Source organism: Paracoccus halophilus, from assembly GCF_000763905.1.
Lineage (GTDB): Bacteria > Pseudomonadota > Alphaproteobacteria > Rhodobacterales > Rhodobacteraceae > Paracoccus > Paracoccus halophilus.
Genome location: NZ_JRKN01000010.1, coordinates 26243 through 41973 on the forward strand (window position 1 = coordinate 26243; position 15731 = coordinate 41973).

General features: G+C 66.9%; 20 protein-coding genes. 7 read left to right on the forward strand and 13 right to left on the reverse strand.

Annotated elements, in window-relative coordinates:
- Positions 1-96 precede the first annotated feature (96 nt).
- A complete protein-coding gene (locus IT41_RS09250) occupies positions 97-597 on the reverse strand; it encodes a type III secretion system chaperone family protein (RefSeq protein WP_036740563.1) in 501 nt (166 codons plus the stop codon).
- Positions 598-819: 222 nt separating this feature from the next.
- Here IT41_RS09250 and cobD point away from each other — a divergent pair, with 222 nt between their 5' ends.
- Positions 820-1788, forward strand: a complete 969-nt coding sequence (gene cobD / locus IT41_RS09255; RefSeq protein ID WP_036740565.1) for a threonine-phosphate decarboxylase CobD — start codon at positions 820-822, stop codon at positions 1786-1788.
- On the opposite strand, the gene IT41_RS09260 is transcribed toward cobD, so the two are convergent.
- From IT41_RS09260 to IT41_RS09270, 3 genes are read right to left on the reverse strand one after another with little or no spacing between them, the layout of a single operon-like run.
- The gene (locus IT41_RS09260; RefSeq protein WP_036740568.1) at positions 1772-2815 is read right to left on the reverse strand and encodes a 5-(carboxyamino)imidazole ribonucleotide synthase; all 1044 of its coding nucleotides are present in this window, start codon (positions 2813-2815) and stop codon (positions 1772-1774) included. The genes cobD and IT41_RS09260 overlap by 17 nt on opposite strands.
- On the reverse strand, positions 2808-3293 hold the full coding sequence (purE, locus tag IT41_RS09265; RefSeq protein ID WP_036740570.1) for a 5-(carboxyamino)imidazole ribonucleotide mutase: 486 nt from the start codon (positions 3291-3293) through the stop codon (positions 2808-2810). Before purE ends, IT41_RS09260 begins: the two co-directional genes overlap by 8 nt.
- A 52-nt stretch (positions 3294-3345) precedes the next feature.
- Positions 3346-3564, reverse strand: coding sequence for a YdcH family protein (locus tag IT41_RS09270; protein ID WP_036740572.1), 219 nt, complete (start codon positions 3562-3564; stop codon positions 3346-3348).
- Positions 3565-3750: 186 nt separating this feature from the next.
- On the opposite strand from IT41_RS09270, the gene IT41_RS09275 reads away from it, so the two are divergent.
- Complete coding sequence (locus tag IT41_RS09275) at positions 3751-4161, forward strand: Hsp20 family protein (protein ID WP_036740576.1); 411 nt, start codon at positions 3751-3753, stop codon at positions 4159-4161.
- A 13-nt stretch (positions 4162-4174) separates the two neighbouring features.
- Positions 4175-4399: a DUF1150 family protein gene (locus IT41_RS09280; protein WP_036740579.1), complete on the forward strand. Its 225-nt coding sequence runs from the start codon at positions 4175-4177 to the stop codon at positions 4397-4399.
- Between the two features lie 151 nt (positions 4400-4550).
- Here the strand turns inward: IT41_RS09280 and IT41_RS09285 are convergent, their stop codons facing one another.
- The 4 genes from IT41_RS09285 to trxB all read right to left on the reverse strand — a co-directional run bounded on the left by IT41_RS09285 (position 4551) and on the right by trxB (position 9213).
- Entirely contained in the window at positions 4551-5360 is an 810-nt protein-coding gene (locus tag IT41_RS09285) for a hypothetical protein (RefSeq protein ID WP_036740581.1), read from the reverse strand.
- Positions 5357-6136, reverse strand: a complete 780-nt coding sequence (locus IT41_RS09290; RefSeq protein WP_036740583.1) for a hypothetical protein — start codon at positions 6134-6136, stop codon at positions 5357-5359. Before IT41_RS09290 ends, IT41_RS09285 begins: the two co-directional genes overlap by 4 nt.
- An 89-nt stretch (positions 6137-6225) precedes the next feature.
- Positions 6226-7935 carry a bifunctional sulfate adenylyltransferase/adenylylsulfate kinase gene (locus IT41_RS09295; RefSeq protein ID WP_036740585.1) on the reverse strand — a complete coding sequence of 570 codons (1710 nt, stop codon included), beginning with the start codon at positions 7933-7935 and terminating at the stop codon, positions 6226-6228.
- Positions 7936-8208: 273 nt separating this feature from the next.
- On the reverse strand, positions 8209-9213 hold the full coding sequence (trxB, locus tag IT41_RS09300) for a thioredoxin-disulfide reductase (RefSeq protein ID WP_052081368.1): 1005 nt from the start codon (positions 9211-9213) through the stop codon (positions 8209-8211).
- Between the two features lie 160 nt (positions 9214-9373).
- Here trxB and IT41_RS09305 point away from each other — a divergent pair, with 160 nt between their 5' ends.
- The gene (locus IT41_RS09305) at positions 9374-9871 is read left to right on the forward strand and encodes an Lrp/AsnC family transcriptional regulator (protein WP_036740588.1); all 498 of its coding nucleotides are present in this window, start codon (positions 9374-9376) and stop codon (positions 9869-9871) included.
- Between the two features lie 21 nt (positions 9872-9892).
- On the opposite strand, the gene IT41_RS09310 is transcribed toward IT41_RS09305, so the two are convergent.
- From IT41_RS09310 to lgt, 4 genes are all read right to left on the reverse strand, one after another.
- Positions 9893-10171, reverse strand: a complete 279-nt coding sequence (locus tag IT41_RS09310) for a hypothetical protein (RefSeq protein ID WP_139221639.1) — start codon at positions 10169-10171, stop codon at positions 9893-9895.
- Between the two features lie 125 nt (positions 10172-10296).
- A complete protein-coding gene (pgeF, locus tag IT41_RS09315) occupies positions 10297-11061 on the reverse strand; it encodes a peptidoglycan editing factor PgeF (protein ID WP_036740594.1) in 765 nt (254 codons plus the stop codon).
- A complete protein-coding gene (locus IT41_RS09320; protein ID WP_036740597.1) occupies positions 11045-12103 on the reverse strand; it encodes a class I SAM-dependent methyltransferase in 1059 nt (352 codons plus the stop codon). Before IT41_RS09320 ends, pgeF begins: the two co-directional genes overlap by 17 nt.
- Positions 12100-12987, reverse strand: a complete 888-nt coding sequence (gene lgt, locus IT41_RS09325; protein WP_036740600.1) for a prolipoprotein diacylglyceryl transferase — start codon at positions 12985-12987, stop codon at positions 12100-12102. Before lgt ends, IT41_RS09320 begins: the two co-directional genes overlap by 4 nt.
- A gap of 111 nt (positions 12988-13098) precedes the next feature.
- Here lgt and IT41_RS09330 point away from each other — a divergent pair, with 111 nt between their 5' ends.
- The gene (locus IT41_RS09330) at positions 13099-13353 is read left to right on the forward strand and encodes an accessory factor UbiK family protein (RefSeq protein WP_036740602.1); all 255 of its coding nucleotides are present in this window, start codon (positions 13099-13101) and stop codon (positions 13351-13353) included.
- Here IT41_RS09330 and IT41_RS09335 read toward each other — a convergent pair.
- The gene (locus IT41_RS09335; RefSeq protein ID WP_231564724.1) at positions 13344-13649 is read right to left on the reverse strand and encodes a DUF6476 family protein; all 306 of its coding nucleotides are present in this window, start codon (positions 13647-13649) and stop codon (positions 13344-13346) included. The genes IT41_RS09330 and IT41_RS09335 overlap by 10 nt on opposite strands.
- Between IT41_RS09335 and IT41_RS09340 the strand changes: the two genes are divergently transcribed.
- Together IT41_RS09340 and rpoH are read left to right on the forward strand one after the other, a co-directional pair.
- Entirely contained in the window at positions 13648-14694 is a 1047-nt protein-coding gene (locus IT41_RS09340; protein WP_036740605.1) for a pseudouridine synthase, read from the forward strand. The two genes, IT41_RS09335 and IT41_RS09340, sit on opposite strands and share 2 nt — an antisense overlap.
- 49 nt (positions 14695-14743) lie before the next feature.
- Positions 14744-15649, forward strand: coding sequence for an RNA polymerase sigma factor RpoH (gene rpoH, locus IT41_RS09345; protein WP_036740607.1), 906 nt, complete (start codon positions 14744-14746; stop codon positions 15647-15649).
- Positions 15650-15731: the final 82 nt, after the last annotated feature.

Sequence of the window (15731 nt, forward strand, 5' to 3'; positions counted from 1 at the left end):
TGTGAGCGGACCATGCCAAGAGTTTACGACAAAGGAAAGCCGCCCCGGTCAAAGGCCAGCCGGCAGGACGCCCGCGCCGTGCACGGGCGCCGCGGGTCAGGCCCGGCCGAACGCCTCGGACATGGCGATGTCCATGGCCGCCTCGGGCGAACTGTCGCCCCAGCAGGCCAGCTGGAAACAGGGATAGAACCGCTCGGCCGCCATGATCGCGTTGCTGATCATCTGGCCGATCTGTTCGGGGCTGGCCATGGTCTCGCCCGACAGCACCAGGCCGTAGCGCCAGACCATCAGCTTCTGCGGCGCCCAGAAGGTGAAGCTGCCGTCCCAGACCTGATCATTGGCCAGGTTCAGCACCTCGTAAAGCTGGGGCAACCGCTCGGCAGGCGGGTCCATGTCAAAGGTGCAGATCAGCCGCAGCACCTCGTCGCGGGGCGACCATGCCAGCGTGATGGAATAGGTTCGCCACTGCCCCTCGACCGCCATGGCGATCTGATCCTCGGCCAGCCGGTCGAAGTCCCATTCGTGATGGGTCGCGACGGTCTCGACAATGTCGATGGGATGAATGTCGTCGCTGTGGATGAAGTCCAGTTGTGCCATGCCTAACCCTGCCTATCCGAGATGGGGCCAGCCCACCCCCTATCATTGGTGGCCAAGACTACACCCGGCGTAGTTTTCCAGATGCGTCTACCATATATCGTGTTATGCTTCCACGAGGGTGTAAAGCGAAATTTCGGTGACCAGCGATCAAAAACACCGAATCCGGCGCTTGACCCGCCCCCGCCGCGAGGCTTCAACAGCCGGGCAGGAGGGCACGGGAACATGCGCGATCATGGCGGCGATATCGACAGGGCGGCAAGCCGTTTCGGCAGCGATTCCGGCTGGATCGACCTGTCCACGGGAATCAACCGCCGGCCCTATGCGCCGCCCGCCTTGTCCGCCCATGCGCTGACCGCATTGCCGACCACAAGCGACGAGGCGCGGCTGATCGCCGCCGCCGCGACCCGATTCGGCTGCCCGGCGGATCAGGTGCTGCCGGTGGCCGGCGCCTCGGCCGCGATCCAGTTGCTGCCGCATCTGCTGCAGGGCAAGCGCGCCGCCGTGCTATCGCCCAGCTATAACGAACATGCCGCCAGCCTGCGCGCGGCGGGCTGGCAGGTCGCCGAGCCGACCGCCCCCGAGGGGTTGGGCAGCGCCGATCTGGCGGTGATCGTGAACCCCAACAATCCCGACGGGCGCGAATTCACGGCCCAACAGATTGCCCGGATCGCCGCCGGGGTGGGCCATCTGATCGTCGATGAAAGCTTTGCCGATCCGCGCCCCGACCTGTCCGTGGCCCCTGCCCGGCCCCGCAATGTCACCGTGCTGCGCAGCTTCGGCAAGTTCTGGGGGCTGGCCGGGCTGCGGCTGGGCTTTGCCATCGGCGCGCCCGATCTGCTGGCGCGGCTGGCCGGACGCGCCGGCCCCTGGTCGGTCAGCGGCCCGGCGCTGGAGATCGGCGCGGCGGCGCTGGCCGATGCGCAATGGGCCGAAGATACCGTCACCTGGCTCTCCGAGGCGGCGCTGCATCTGGACCAGATCGTCACCGCCCATGGCTGGCGACTGGCAGGCGGCACGCATCTGTTCCGGCTGTACGAGACGCCCGAAGCGCAGGCGGCGCAGGATATGCTGGCCCGCGCCGGCATCTGGTCGCGCGTCTTTCCCTGGCATCCGCGCTGGCTGCGGCTGGGCATTCCCGGCAACCGGGCCGAGTTCGGGCGCCTGCAGGGCGCGCTTACAGCAGCCGGTTGACATGGCCCATCTTGCGGCCCGGGCGTGCCTCGCCCTTGCCGTAAAGATGGAGCTGCATGCGGGGTTGCTTCAGCAGATCGGGCAGCCGCGCCATGTCGTCGCCGATCAGGTTCTGCATTTCCACATCGGCATAACGCTGACCATCGCCCAGAGGCAGGCCGGCGACGGCACGGATATGCTGCTCGAACTGGTCGACGGCGCAGCCGGCCTGTGTCCAGTGGCCGGAATTATGCACGCGCGGCGCGATCTCATTGACCACCAGCCCGTCGGAGGTCACGAACAGTTCGACCCCCATCACACCGATATAGTCCAGCGCATTGACGATCCGGGCCGCGATCAGCACCGCATCGGTCAAAAGCGATTGCGGCAGGCCACAAGGGACGGTGGTGGTGCGCAGGATGCCTTCGCGATGGACGTTCCGGCCCGGATCATAGGCCGCGACCTGCCCGTCCGCGCCGCGCGCCACGATCACGCTGATCTCGGCCGAGAAATCGACGAACCCCTCAAGAACCGAGGGCGCGCCGGTCCAGTCCCGCTGGCCGGCCTCGGAAAACCGGATCTGCCCCTTGCCGTCATAGCCCATGCGCCGCGTCTTCAGGATCGCGGGCGTGCCCAGATCGGCCAGCGCGGCAGGCAGCTCGGCCTCGGTCTCGACATTGCGATAGGGGGCGGTGCGCAACCCGATTTCGGACAGGAAGTCCTTTTCGCTCAGCCGGTCCTGCGACACGGCCAGCGCGCGCCGGTTCGGGCGGATCGGCCGGATCGATTCCAGAAGATCCAGCGCCGAGGTCGGCACGTTCTCGAATTCATAGGTGATGATATCGACCGATTCGGCGAAAGCGCGCAAAGCCGCCTGATCCGTATAGGGGGCGTTGGTCACGGCATGGGCGACATCGCCCGCAGGCGCCGCGGCGGGCTCATAGACATGGCAGCGATAGCCCAGACGGCTGGCCGCGACAGAGAGCATCCGGCCCAGCTGGCCGCCGCCCAGAATGCCGATGGTCGATCCGGGAGCAAGCTCAGTCATCCTGGGGCTCCTGCGGGATGGAATCGGACAGCGCCTGACGCCAGGCCTCCAGCCGCGCCGCCAGATCGGGGTCACTGACGGCCAGAATCCCCGCCGCCATCAGCCCGGCATTGGCCGCGCCCGCCGCGCCGATCGCCATGGTCGCGACCGGATAGCCCCTGGGCATCTGCAGGATCGAGTAAAGCGAATCGACCCCGGAAAGCGCCCTGGTCTGGACCGGCACGCCGATCACCGGCACGCGCGTCTTGCTGGCCATCATGCCGGGCAGATGCGCAGCCCCGCCGGCGCCCGCGATGATCACCTTGAGCCCGCGCGCGACGGCGGTCTTGCCGTAATCCCACAGCCGGTCCGGCGTGCGATGGGCGGACACGATGCGTGCCTCGTAGCCCACGCCCAACTCGTCCAGAATGGCCGCCGCCTCGCGCATGGTGGGCCAGTCGGACTGGCTGCCCATGATGATTCCAACGGGTTTTTCCATGGCAAAGCCCCCTTTTCCGCCCCGCCCTAGCGCGGGACGGGCCGGCTTGCAATCAGGCGATGATATCGGGTGTCAGCTCGTCCTCGAGCCGGGCGATCCGGTCCTTGAGCAGGAGTTTCTGCTTTTTCAGCCGCTGCAGCGTCAGCGAATGGCTCAGGCTCTGGCTGACCAGCGCGGCGATCGCCTCATCGAGGTCCCGGTGTTCGCGCCGCAGCACCTCAAGACGGGCGCGGGCGATTTCCTCATGGGACATTTCGTGATGGGCGTTCATGTCGGGCCTCGGGCTGGACTCGATTGCTTATAACCCACCGTTTCGACGCTGTTAATGGGCTTGCTGAAACAGGTTAACGCGCCGCCGCATCTTGCGGAATGGCCGCAACGTTCACATATTGGTCCTGTCGGATCGCCATATCGGGGTCCGGCCGACAGTCGCTTTGCTGCAAAAGGGCTTGGGATCATGACCAAGATCAGTCTGGCCGCGCATCCGTTCCTGCTGGGGTTCGATCAGCTTGAACGTCTGGCCGAAAGGGCCGCCAAGGGGGCCGAGGGCTATCCGCCCTATAATATCGAACATCAGGGCCCCGACGGGTTCCGCATCACCCTGGCCGTGGCCGGGTTTTCCGAGGACGACCTGTCGATCACGCTCGAGGATCGCCAGCTGGTGATTCGCGGCCGGCAGGCCGGGCCCGAGGATGACCGCGTGTTCCTGCATCGGGGCATTGCCGCGCGCGCCTTCCAGCGCAGTTTCGTGCTGGCCGATGGCGTCGAGGTGATCGCGGCGAGGCTGGAAAACGGCCTGCTGGACATCGACCTGCGCCGTTCGGTGCCCGACAGCATCGTGCAGACAATTCCGATCAGCCGCAAATGAAAGGGGATCGCAAATGAACCAGAAATACGAATTCGGAGCCGAGACGGGCAATACCGTCTATATTCGCCGCGTCGCGATGGAGACCCTACCCGAGGAGATTCGCCAGCAGGTTCCCGACGTGGATGCGCTTTATGCCGTTCACGGCATCGACGGCGCGCGCCTGGCGCTGGTCAAGGACCGCAGCCTGGCCTTCATGCTGGCCCGCCAGAACGAATTGACGCCGGTCAGCGTGCACTGACCCGGCCGGACCTGCCGCCAGAGGCCTTGCAGCACGAAACGCCGCGCTTTTCCGGGCGGCGTTTCCCGTTTGCGGCGCCCTCGTCCCATGAGATCAGCCAGCCGCCCTTGCGGGACGCAGACCGCGCGGGCCCGAAAGACATCGCGTTTTTTCAGCCGTCTGGCCAGCCGTAGCGCGCGACCATCGCCTGCACAGCCCGGTCATTGCCATCCCCGGACAGATTGCCGCCGCGCAAATTCGACGCCTGCGAGCCGGGCCATTCGGTGATGCGGAACCGCCCGCCCATCTTTGCCGGCCGCGATCCCGCCATACGGTGCATCCAGTAAAGCCAGACATCGTCCGCGAGCGGCGCCAGTTCCTGAAACAGCGTTGCATCGGTCACATCCGGGTGGAACACGCCCGGCGCGTAAAGCACGCCTCCCACCCCGGTCGGAAAGATCAGCGGCCCGGCCTCCGGCGCGTCGATATTGCGCGCCCAGTCGTCATAGCTGCGGGGTTGCCCGTCGCGCAGCGTGACGCGGTGGGCGCGATGGGCCACGACCCCGGCATCGGCGCGCGCGACCAGCCCGGCGAGCCAGTCGGGGCCGTAGTAGATATCGTCATCGGCGGTGGCGATCCAGGCCTCGGGTGCCTCAAGCAGGGCTGGCACGATCTTCTTGTAGGATCGCCAATCGGCGCAGCTTTGCAGTTCCAGCCCCGGCAGGCGACAGCTGGCGGGCAGCGCGTCCTCATCCCCCCGGGCCAGCCACAGGATCACCCGGTCCGGCCGCACGGTCTGGCGCAAAAGCGAGCGCAGCACCAGATGCAGCGTGTCGAAACGCGCCGGATAGCTGGTCAGGCTGACGATCAGCGGCGCATCCAGCCCGTGCGGGCGGGGCACGATGTCGCGCGCCATGATCTCGGCCTCGGCGGCGCGGATGCGGCGGGCATGTTTCCAGCGCCGGAACGCCTGCCCGATCATCCCGCCCAGGCCTTGCGCAGCCAGTCGATATTGCCGATGCGGCGATACCACTTGTTGCCGCGCCCGGCAAAGACGTCCTCCATCTTGGGGGCGCCGGCGAAGAGCACGATTTTCGCCCCCTCGGGCAGTTGCGGGTCGCTGAAATAGCTCAGCAGATTGCGCGGCACGCAGTCATTCTTGAAGCTGACGCACCAGCCGCGCGGCCAGTAGTTCAGATGGCCATGCGCGGCCAGCTGCGCCGACTGGAACTGCTGGCTGATCTCGTATCCCGCCGTGGCGGCCGCCGGATCGGCCAGATAGGCATCCAGGATATAGCTGTGCGCGCCCACGACATAGCGAAAGACCGAACTGTTGCCGACCGAATGCAGGAAACGGTCGCGTTCGGGATTGATCCGGCGCAGCGGCTTGGGGCGGAACAGATCATCGTCGCGGATGATGAAATAATCGCCGGGCAGATCGAAAAACGGCGACAGATCGTCCACCACCACCAGATCCAGATCCAGAAACAGCGCCAGCTTGCCCTGAAACCCGCCCAGATCGGGCCGGAACAGCGCCAGCTTGCGCCAGCGCGTATCGCCATGCCCCTTGGGCAGGCCCAGTTCCGGCAAGGGCAGCGCCTCGACGCCCGGGGCAATCCCCTGCGCGTCATCGGTAAAGCAGATGAAGCGATGCGGCCGCGCCAGATGACGCTTTACCTGCCGGTAAAGCCGGTTGACATCCTCGGCCCCGTAGATCGTGCCCCATTTCATGGTCAGGATTAGAACGGGTTCGGTCATCTGTCATCCCTGCAGTGCTGACCCCGCGATATGCCAAGGGGCCGCGCCGGTCAACGCCGGCGCGGCCCCCGGATGCATGGGCAGCGGCCTTATTTCAAGCCGATCAGCCCCATCCCCTCGAGCTTGAGCAGCACCTGATGGGCGCAGTGATCGACATCGACGCTTTCCGTCTCGACCCGCAGTTCGGGGTTCAGGGGCTCCTCGTAAGGGTCCGAGATGCCGGTGAATTCCTTGATCTTGCCCTCGCGCGCCAGCCTGTAGAGCCCCTTGCGGTCGCGGCGCTCGCATTCCTCGAGGCTGGTGGCGACATGGACCTCGACAAAGGCACCGCCGGCCTCGACCATCTCGCGCACCGCGCGCCGCGTCGCGGTATAGGGCGCGATCGGGGCGCAGATGGCGATGCCGCCATTCTTGGTGATCTCGCTGGCGACGAAACCGATGCGCTTGATGTTGATGTCGCGATGTTCCTTGCTGAATCCCAGTTCCGAGGACAGGTGCTTGCGCACCACATCGCCATCCAAGAGCGTGACCGGGCGGCCGCCCATTTCCATCAGCTTGACCATCAGCGCATTGGCGATGGTGGATTTTCCGCTGCCCGACAGCCCGGTGAAGAACACCGTGAAGCCCTGCTTGCCCCGCGGCGGAGAGGTCCGGCGCAGCTGCTGGACCACCTCGGGGAAGCTGAACCATTCCGGGATCTCGAGCCCTTCGCGCAGGCGGCGGCGCAGCTCGGTGCCCGAGATGTTCAGCACGGTCGCGCCCTCCTCGACCTCGTCGGCCGGCTCGTACTGGGCGCGTTCCTGAACATAGACCATCTGCTTGAAATCGACCATCTGCACGCCGATTTCGTCCTGATACTTGCGGAATAGATCCTGCGCCTCATAGGGGCCATAGAAATCCTCGCCCTGGCTGTTCTTGCCCGGGCCGGCGTGGTCGCGGCCGACGATCATATGGGTCAGGCCGTGATTGCGCCGGATGATGCCGTGCCAGACCGCCTCGCGCGGGCCGCCCATGCGCATGGCCAGGTTCAGCAGCGACAGATGCGTGGTGGCCTGCGGATATTTGTCCAGCACCGCCTCGTAGCAGCGGACGCGGGTGAAATGGTCCACATCGCCCGGCTTGGTCATGCCCACGACCGGGTGGATCAGCAGGTTGGCCTGCGCCTCGCGCGCCGCGCGGAAGGTCAGTTCCTGATGCGCCCGGTGCAGCGGATTGCGGGTCTGGAATGCGACGATGCGGTGCCAGCCCAGCTTGCGGAAATAGGCGCGCAGCTCGTTGGGAGTGTCGCGGCGGCCGCGGAAATCATAATGCGTCGGCTGCTGGATGCCGGTGATCGGGCCGCCCAGATAGACCGGACCCGCGACATTGTGCAGATAGTTGACCGAAGGATGCGCGAGGTCATCGGCGCCGAAGACCTTTTCCGCCTCGCGCGATTTGTCGGGGCTCCATTTGTCGGTGACCGACAGGATCGCCAGGATGACGCCCTCCTGATCGCGCAGCGCGATGTCCTGACCCGGCTCGATCCGGTCGGCGAAATCCTGGCTGACATCCAGGTTGATCGGCATCGGCCACAGCGCGCCGCTGGTCAGATGCATGTCGTCCAGAACGCCGTTGTAATCGGCCTCGGTCAGAAAGCCCTTCAGCGGGTGGAAACCGCCGTTCATCAGCAGTTCCAGATCGCAGATCTGACGCTGGGTCAGATCCCATGATGGCATGTTGCCTGCCTCGAGCTTCAGCTTCTGCGCCGATTCGGCACTGACATAGAGTTCGGGGATCGGGACGAGGTTTGGCTGGGTCATCGAATGCTCGGCGTTTGGATCGGGGTCGGTTCAGCTGGCCCCCAAGCGAAAGGGCGACCGGGCAGGCCCGGTCACCGTGCTGCCCTTAGCGGCCAGGGCCGGGGGATTCAACCGACGGATTGGCGATTCCGCCGTTGTTTTTGCATATTTGCCATGTCCGGCACGGCGATCCGGCCGGGTGCGCGCGGCCCCGATTTCCGGCCCCGCCCGGCCCGGTCACGCCAGCGTTTCGCCGACGCCCGGCAGCGCGGAACGATGTCCCGCCGGGCCGCGTCACGCCGGAATTTCGGCCGCCTCGGGCACCGGGGCCGGATCCTGCTCATGCTGGGCAAGATAGCGTTCGGCATCCAGCGCGGCCATGCAGCCCATGCCGGCGCTGGTCACCGCCTGGCGATAGATATGGTCGGTCAGATCGCCCGCGGCAAAGACGCCGGGAACCGAGGTCCGGGTGCTGCCCGGCTCGACCTTCACATAGCCGCCATTGTGCAGCTCCAGCTGCCCCGCCACCAGTTCGGATGCGGGCGCATGCCCGATCGCGATGAAAACGCCATCCGCCGGCAGCACCCGCTCGGCCCCGTCCTGGGTGCCGCGCAGCCGGATGCCGGTCACGCCCAGCGGGTTGTCGTCACCCTGCACCTCGACCAGTTCGTGATCCCAAAGGATTTCCACCTTGGGATTTTTGAACAGCCGCTCCTGCAGGATCTTTTCGGCGCGCAGGCTGTCGCGACGATGGACCAGCGTCACCTTGCTGGCGAAATTGGTCAGGAACAGCGCCTCTTCGACGGCCGTATTGCCACCGCCGATCACCGCCACCTCGCGATTGCGATAGAAGAACCCGTCGCAGGTCGCGCAGGCGGAAACGCCGAAGCCCTTGAATTTGTCCTCGCTCGCGAGCCCCAGCCAGCGGGCCTGGGCGCCGGTCGCGAGGATCACCGCATCGGCCGTGATGCGCGCGCCGGAATCCAGCTCGGCCACGAAGGGCCGCGCCTTCAGGTCCAGTTTCGTCACCGTGTCGATATGGACGCGCGCGCCCATGGCGCGGGCATGGGTCTCCATCCTGACCATCAGGTCGGGGCCCTGGATTTCCGTTTCGCCGGGCCAGTTCTCGACCTCGGTAGTGATGGTCAGCTGTCCGCCCGGCTGCATGCCCTGGATCAGCACCGGCTCCAGCATGGCGCGGGCGGCATAGACGGCGGCGGTATAGCCCGCCGGGCCGGAGCCGACGATCAGCACGCGGCTATGGGCAGGCAGGGCGGTATCTGTATTGGCGTCGGACATCGGAACCTCTCGCGTTGCCGGGCCTAGGTAATCACCCGCGCGCCCTCATGCAATCCGCCCCGGGAGCGCGGCGGATTTCTGAAACAATATTGCGCAAGCCGGGTCGGCGATGTAGCTTCCGCCAGGATTGCGGCCGCCGACCGGCCGCCCGAGGATACAGATGAGCCCCGCCCGACTGGACGATATCGACCGCAAGATTCTTGCCGAATTGCAGGCCGACGGTCGGATGACCAATGTCGAACTGGCGCGCCGGGTCGGCATCTCGGCCCCGCCCTGCCTGCGCCGCGTCCGCGTGCTTGAGGAAACCGGCCATATCCGCGGCTACCATGCAAGGATCGACGCCCGCGAGATGGGATTCGAGGTCCAGGTGTTCGCCATGGTCCGTCTGGTCAGCCAGTCCGAGCGCGACCTTTGCGCATTCGAGGCGCTGGCCCGCGAATGGCCGCTGGTCCGCGAATGTCACATGCTGAATGGCGAGATCGACTTTATCCTGAAATGCGTCGCGCCCGATCTGTCCAGCTTTCAGAGCTTCCTGACCGAGCATCTGACCTCGGCCCCGAATGTGGCCTCGGTCAAGACCTCGCTGGTGATCCGCTGCGCCAAGGACGAGCCGGGCGTGCCCTTCGACGTGGTCGAGGAACGCGCCGCGGCCGGCTGAGCCTGCCGGCCCCGGCGGGCCTCAGCCATCGGGATGCGAATAGCCCAGCACCCGCGCCGAGGCATCCACCCGGCACAGGTGCCGCCGCGCGCCATCCATAGTCTGAACGGTGGCCACGCCCTGCGTATCGGACAGCCAGCGCGGCGCGACCTGATCCTCGGGCCGGCTGACATGCGCCGCGATGGCCGCCCGGCAGGCGGCCTCCTGCCGGGCGCGCAGATCGCCCCCGGGCGCCACCGCAACCGGCGCGGTACAGGCGGCAAGTGCGGCGGGCAAAAGCAGCAATGGCAACGGACGCATGGGCGGCTCCTGGCGGTGCCGGCCCGGATGGTGCCGGGGCCGGTCAATCGGCTGACGCATGGCCGGGATCTTATTCCAACGGAAACCGGCTGGCCATCCCGCCGCGCGAAATCGGCGCGGCCGGCTTACAGCGCGATGGCCGAGATCAGCCGCCCGTAATCGGCCTCGCCCTGATGCGTGCTGCGCCGGTACGAGAAAAAGCGCTCGGGTTCGCTATAGGTGCAATGGCGGATCCATTCCGCCTCGACCCCGGACTGGCGCAGGCGCATCAGCCCGAATGCCGGCAGGTCGAACATGGGCCGCCCGTTCGGCCCGCCGGCAAAAAAACGGTGATGCGCGGGGTCCTCGGCCATGAATTCCTCCATGAATTCCTCGCCGACCTCATAGGCGCCCTGGCTGATCGTCGGGCCGATCGCGGCGCTGATCCGCGCGGCGCCCAGATCGCGCATCGCCGCCACGGCCGCCTCGATCACGCCCGCCAGCGCGCCGCGCCAGCCGGCATGGACCGCGCCGATCACGCCGGCCCCGGCATCCGCCAGAAGGATCGGCTGGCAATCGGCGGTCAGCACGGCCAGCGCCACGCCCGGCTGGTCGGTCACGATCGCATCGGCGCGCATATCCGCGAAATCGCCGGCCTTGTCGCCATTCCTGAAAATCGCGACATCGGCGGAATGGGTCTGGTGAACCGTCGCCAGCGCATCCGTCGCGACGCCCATCGCCTCGGCCACGCGGGCGCGATTGATGGTCACGATCTCGCTTTGATCGCTGGAGCCATGACCGCAGTTCAACCCCGAGAACAGGCCCGAGGACGCCCCGCCCCGGCGCGTGAAAAAGCCGTGCCGCACCGGCTCCAGAAGCGGATGGGTCAGGATCTCAAGTGTCGTGTGCATCATCGTCCAGCGGTTCGAATCCCGGCGGCACCGGCGCCCCCGGCGGCCAGAAGGCGAGTGCCTTGAACAGGTGACCCATTTCGCCCGGCGCGGTCAAGCGGTGAAGCGCGGCCATCGCGCCGGCATCGCCCGCCGCCTGCAACCGCTGCGCCCGCGCGGCGATCCCCAGACGCAGCAGCCATTCGCCCTGGGTGACCATGCGCGACACATTCGCCCCCGCCGCCCGCGCGGCCTGCGCCAGGGGTTCGAAATCGACATGGGCGGTCAGATCGGCCTCGCCGGGATTGGCCAGCGGGTGCTCGGGGCGGTGGCGGCGCAAGGCCTGCAGGGTGTCGCCCTGCCCGTGCCAGTTGCCGTAATCCACGGCGATGGCGCAGCCGCCATGCGCCGCGATGTGGCGCGCGATCTGGCCGGCAAGCGCGGGGGCCTGCGGGCAGGTCTCGCGGATCTGACCGCAGGGCGCGGCGGGACCCGGCAGCGGCGCGGCCAGCCCCAGTGCCAGTTCGCCCGCATCGTTCAGCGTGACGACATGCTCGGCCCAGCCTTCGGCCTGGCGCTGGAACTGTCGGATGGGCAAGGCGTCGAAAAGCTCGTTTGCAATCAGAAACAATGGCTTGCATGCGATATCCGAGAGTGTTTCGACATGCTTCACCTGTCCCAGCCTGTCGCGCTGGACCTGCCGCAGACGCGGCGATGCCTCGATCAGCGTGACCTCGGCCGCCGCGCCCATGCCCGGCACGACACGGATCGCACGCAGGATATCGGCCATCAGCGTGCCGCGCCCGGGCCCGATTTCGGCCAGCGTGAAGGGCGCCGGCCCGCCCTGATCCAGCCAGGCCTGCGCCAGCGCCAGGCCGACCATCTCGCCGAACATCTGGCTGATTTCGGGCGCGGTGGTGAAATCCCCCGCCGCGCCAAAGGGATCGCGCGTCACGTAATAGCCGTATTGCGGATGCAGCAGGCACAGCCGCATGTATTCGTCCAGCTGCATCGGCCCCGAGGCCGCGATCTGAGTCGCGATCAGCCGCGCCAGCGGCGTCATGCGACCCCGGCAACCATCGGCCGCATCCGCGCGCGGATCAGGAAGGCCAGCCCGATCGCCACCATCGGCAGCGACAGCAATTGCCCCATGGTCACGCCCCAGACCGGCCCGCCCAGCACATGGCCCAGCGGGTTGTCCGGGGTGATGAATTGCGCATCGGCCTGGCGGAAGAACTCGACCACGAAACGCGACAGCCCGTAGCCGGTGACGAATACCCCCAGCACCAGCCCCGGACGGCGCAAGCCGCCCATGCGCACCAGCGCGAACAGGATGAGCGCCAGCAGCACGCCCTCGAGCCCGGCCTCATAAAGCTGGCTGGGATGGCGGGCGCAAAGCCCCTCGACGCCGGGGCAGGTCTGCGCCGCCTCGCCGGGAAAGATGACACCCCAGGGCGCATCGGTCGGCCGTCCCCAAAGCTCGGCATTGATGAAATTCGCGATCCGGCCCAGCCCCAGCCCGATGGGCGTCGCCACCGCCAGCGCATCGGCCATGCGCAGCGCCGGGATGCCGTTGCGCCGGCTGAACCACCAGGACACCAGGATCACCCCCAGAAAGCCGCCATGGAAGGACATGCCGCCCTGCCAGATCACCGGAATCTGCCCGGGATTGGCCAGGTAATAGCCCGGCTCGTAGAACAGCACGAAGCCCAGCCTGCCGCCGATCACCACGCCAAGGATCACCCAGGTCAGCAATTCCTCGACCTGCGCGGGGCGCATCGGCGCGGCATCGCCCCACAGGGCCGGGCGGCGCATCAGCCGCACCATGATCCACCAGCCGATCAGCAGCCCGGCCAGATAGGCCATGGCATACCAGCGTAGCGAAAACGCCATCCCGAACAGCTCGATGGTGAAAATCTCGGGCGAAATCTGGGGAAAAGGGATCATGGCTTCCTCGTTTCGCGGCGCGGGCCGCGCGGGCGTGGCAGGCCGTCAGCCGATTGAATAACCGTCCGTGCTACGCCATATAGGGACGAAAGCTGATCCGAAAGGGCCGCAATGACCGCGAACAACCGTTTCTTCGACGATCTCTCAAAATTGATGACCAATGCCATGGGCGTGGCCCAGGGCGCCAAGGACGAGGCCCAGACAGCCTTCAACGGCTGGATCGACCGCTGGCTTGCCGAGCGCGATTTCGTCACCCGCGAGGAATTCGAGGCGGTGCGCGAAATGGCGATCAAGGCGCGCACCGAGAATACCGAGTTGCGCGCCCGTCTCGACGCACTGGAAGGCAGGAAGGCCGATCAGGGCTGAACCCGGTCGCGCAGCCGCCCCTGACGGTCGTAAAGCAGCACCTCGCCGCTATCGGTCACCACCACCAGCCAGTCGCGGGCGAATGTCAGGGCCTCGGCCCGGGCGCCATCGGGCAGGGTGATGCTGTCGGGCAGATCGGGCAGCGACGCCTCGGACAGGCGCAGCCACAAAAGCGCCGCGATCACCAGCACGCCCAGCCCCATCACCGCCGCGAGCAGGGTCACCAGGATGCGCAGCCAGCGCAGCATCGGCAGCGCTTCCTCTGGCGTCACTTCGCGCTTATCATCCGCAGCCATGGCCGAAATCCTCATCACCATTCCCGAAGGTCTTTCCGACCGGCTTGATAAGGCGCTTGCGCGCGCCGCGCCAGAGCCGGCCGCGCTGTCGCGTTCGCGGCTGGCCAGGCTGATCGCCGAAGGTGCGGTGACCGGCCCTTCGGGTCCGGTGCGCGACGGCAAGGCGCGCGCCGAGCCGGGCGATTACAGCATCGAGATCGGCGCGCCCGAACCGCTGGAGGCGCTGCCCGAAACCATCCCGCTGAACATCGCCCATGAGGATGCGGATCTGATCGTCGTGGACAAGCCCGCCGGCATGGTCGTCCACCCGGCGCCCGGCACGCCCACGGGGACGCTGGTCAACGCGCTGCTGGCGCATTGCGCGGACAGCCTGTCGGGGATCGGCGGCGCGGCGCGGCCGGGCATCGTGCACCGGATCGACAAGGATACCTCGGGCCTGCTGGTGGTGGCGAAAACCGATCGCGCGCATCAGGGTCTGGCCCGGCAATTCGCCTATCACAGCGCCCATCGCCGCTATCTGGCCATTGCCCATGGCACGATCGACGCGGGCGATGCGCGCCTGCGCGGCCTGCCCGGCATCGCCTTCGAGCCGGGCAACCTGCTGCGCATTACCAGCATGCTGGGGCGCCATCCGACCGACCGCCAGCGTCAGGCCGTCAGTTTCGAGCGCGGCCGCCACGCCGTCACCCGCGCGCGGATGCTCGAAAGCTTCGGCGCGCCGCCCGCTGCCATGCTGGTGGAATGCCGGCTGGAAACCGGCCGCACGCATCAAATCCGCGTGCATATGGCCCATGCGGGGCTGGGTCTGGTGGGCGACCCGGTCTATGGTGGCGGCAGGCGCCCCTCGGCCCGGGCGCTTGGCGTGGCGGGCGCGGCCGCCATCGCAGGCTTTCCCCGCCAGGCGCTGCACGCCGCCGAGCTGGGTTTCGACCACCCGGTGAGCGGCCTGAGGCTGGCCTTCAGCAGCCCTTTGCCGCAAGATATGACCGGGCTGCTTGAGGCATTGCGCAACGGTTCGGCCGCGACGGAACTTGAAACGCGCTGATTGCGTTAACATTTGCCCACCAAAGCATGTGTGGGTCAGGGATTGAGATATGGCGAATTACACGAACCTTCCGGCCCCCAGCCCCGAACAGGGTCTGAACCGTTACCTGCAGGAGATCCGCAAGTTTCCGCTGCTGGAACCGGAAGAGGAATACATGCTGGCCAAGGCCTGGGTCGATCACGAGGATCCCGAGGCCGCCCAAAAGCTGGTGACCAGCCATCTGCGGCTCGCCGCCAAGATCGCCATGGGCTATCGCGGCTATGGCCTGCCCCAGGCCGAGGTCATTTCCGAGGCCAATGTCGGCCTGATGCAGGCGGTCAAGCGGTTCGATCCGGAAAAGGGCTTCCGGCTGGCGACCTATGCCATGTGGTGGATCCGCGCCTCGATCCAGGAATATATCCTGCGGTCCTGGTCGCTGGTGAAGATGGGTACGACCAGCGCGCAGAAAAAGCTGTTCTTCAACCTGCGCAAGGCGAAATCCAAGCTGGGCGCGCTGGAAGAGGGCGATCTGCGGCCCGAGAACGTCGCCCAGATCGCCCATGACCTGAATGTCAGCGAACAGGAGGTCATCGACATGAACCGCCGCCTGTCGGGCGGCGATGCCTCGCTGAACGCGACCGTGGGCTCGGCCGATGGCGATTCGACCGCGCAATGGCAGGACTGGCTGGAGGATGAGGATGCCAACCAGGCCGAGGCCTTTGCCGAGGCCGACGAGATGTCCGCCCGCCGCGAAATGCTGATCGCGGCCATGGATGTGCTGAACGAGCGCGAAAAGGACATCCTGATGGAGCGCCGGCTGCGCGACGATCCGATGACGCTGGAGGACCTGTCGACGCGCTATGACGTCTCGCGCGAACGGATCAGGCAGATCGAGGTGCGCGCCTTTGAAAAGCTGCAAAAGCGCATCCGCGAGCTTGCCCGCGAGCGCGGCATGGCCGTTCCCGAAACCGCCTGATCCGGGATTGCCGTCCGCGATCCGCAGATCGCCATGATCTCCCGGCGCGCGGGCCAACGCACCCATCTTGCCGGCAGTTTGC

Coding starts and splice junctions, on each gene's coding strand:
- IT41_RS09305 (WP_036740588.1), top strand. CDS start 9,374: ATGAGCCCCGCCCGACTGGACGATATCGACCGCAAGATTCTTGCCGAA.
- purE (WP_036740570.1), bottom strand. CDS start 3,293: ATGGAAAAACCCGTTGGAATCATCATGGGCAGCCAGTCCGACTGGCCC.
- cobD (WP_036740565.1), top strand. CDS start 820: ATGCGCGATCATGGCGGCGATATCGACAGGGCGGCAAGCCGTTTCGGC.
- IT41_RS09260 (WP_036740568.1), bottom strand. CDS start 2,815: ATGACTGAGCTTGCTCCCGGATCGACCATCGGCATTCTGGGCGGCGGC.
- IT41_RS09310 (WP_139221639.1), bottom strand. CDS start 10,171: ATGCGTCCGTTGCCATTGCTGCTTTTGCCCGCCGCACTTGCCGCCTGT.
- IT41_RS09290 (WP_036740583.1), bottom strand. CDS start 6,136: ATGACCGAACCCGTTCTAATCCTGACCATGAAATGGGGCACGATCTAC.
- IT41_RS09320 (WP_036740597.1), bottom strand. CDS start 12,103: ATGACGCCGCTGGCGCGGCTGATCGCGACTCAGATCGCGGCCTCGGGG.
- IT41_RS09275 (WP_036740576.1), top strand. CDS start 3,751: ATGACCAAGATCAGTCTGGCCGCGCATCCGTTCCTGCTGGGGTTCGAT.
- pgeF (WP_036740594.1), bottom strand. CDS start 11,061: ATGCACACGACACTTGAGATCCTGACCCATCCGCTTCTGGAGCCGGTG.
- IT41_RS09335 (WP_231564724.1), bottom strand. CDS start 13,649: ATGGCTGCGGATGATAAGCGCGAAGTGACGCCAGAGGAAGCGCTGCCG.
- IT41_RS09270 (WP_036740572.1), bottom strand. CDS start 3,564: ATGAACGCCCATCACGAAATGTCCCATGAGGAAATCGCCCGCGCCCGT.
- IT41_RS09340 (WP_036740605.1), top strand. CDS start 13,648: ATGGCCGAAATCCTCATCACCATTCCCGAAGGTCTTTCCGACCGGCTT.
- IT41_RS09330 (WP_036740602.1), top strand. CDS start 13,099: ATGACCGCGAACAACCGTTTCTTCGACGATCTCTCAAAATTGATGACC.
- IT41_RS09285 (WP_036740581.1), bottom strand. CDS start 5,360: ATGATCGGGCAGGCGTTCCGGCGCTGGAAACATGCCCGCCGCATCCGC.
- IT41_RS09280 (WP_036740579.1), top strand. CDS start 4,175: ATGAACCAGAAATACGAATTCGGAGCCGAGACGGGCAATACCGTCTAT.
- IT41_RS09295 (WP_036740585.1), bottom strand. CDS start 7,935: ATGACCCAGCCAAACCTCGTCCCGATCCCCGAACTCTATGTCAGTGCC.
- IT41_RS09250 (WP_036740563.1), bottom strand. CDS start 597: ATGGCACAACTGGACTTCATCCACAGCGACGACATTCATCCCATCGAC.
- lgt (WP_036740600.1), bottom strand. CDS start 12,987: ATGATCCCTTTTCCCCAGATTTCGCCCGAGATTTTCACCATCGAGCTG.
- trxB (WP_052081368.1), bottom strand. CDS start 9,213: ATGTCCGACGCCAATACAGATACCGCCCTGCCTGCCCATAGCCGCGTG.
- rpoH (WP_036740607.1), top strand. CDS start 14,744: ATGGCGAATTACACGAACCTTCCGGCCCCCAGCCCCGAACAGGGTCTG.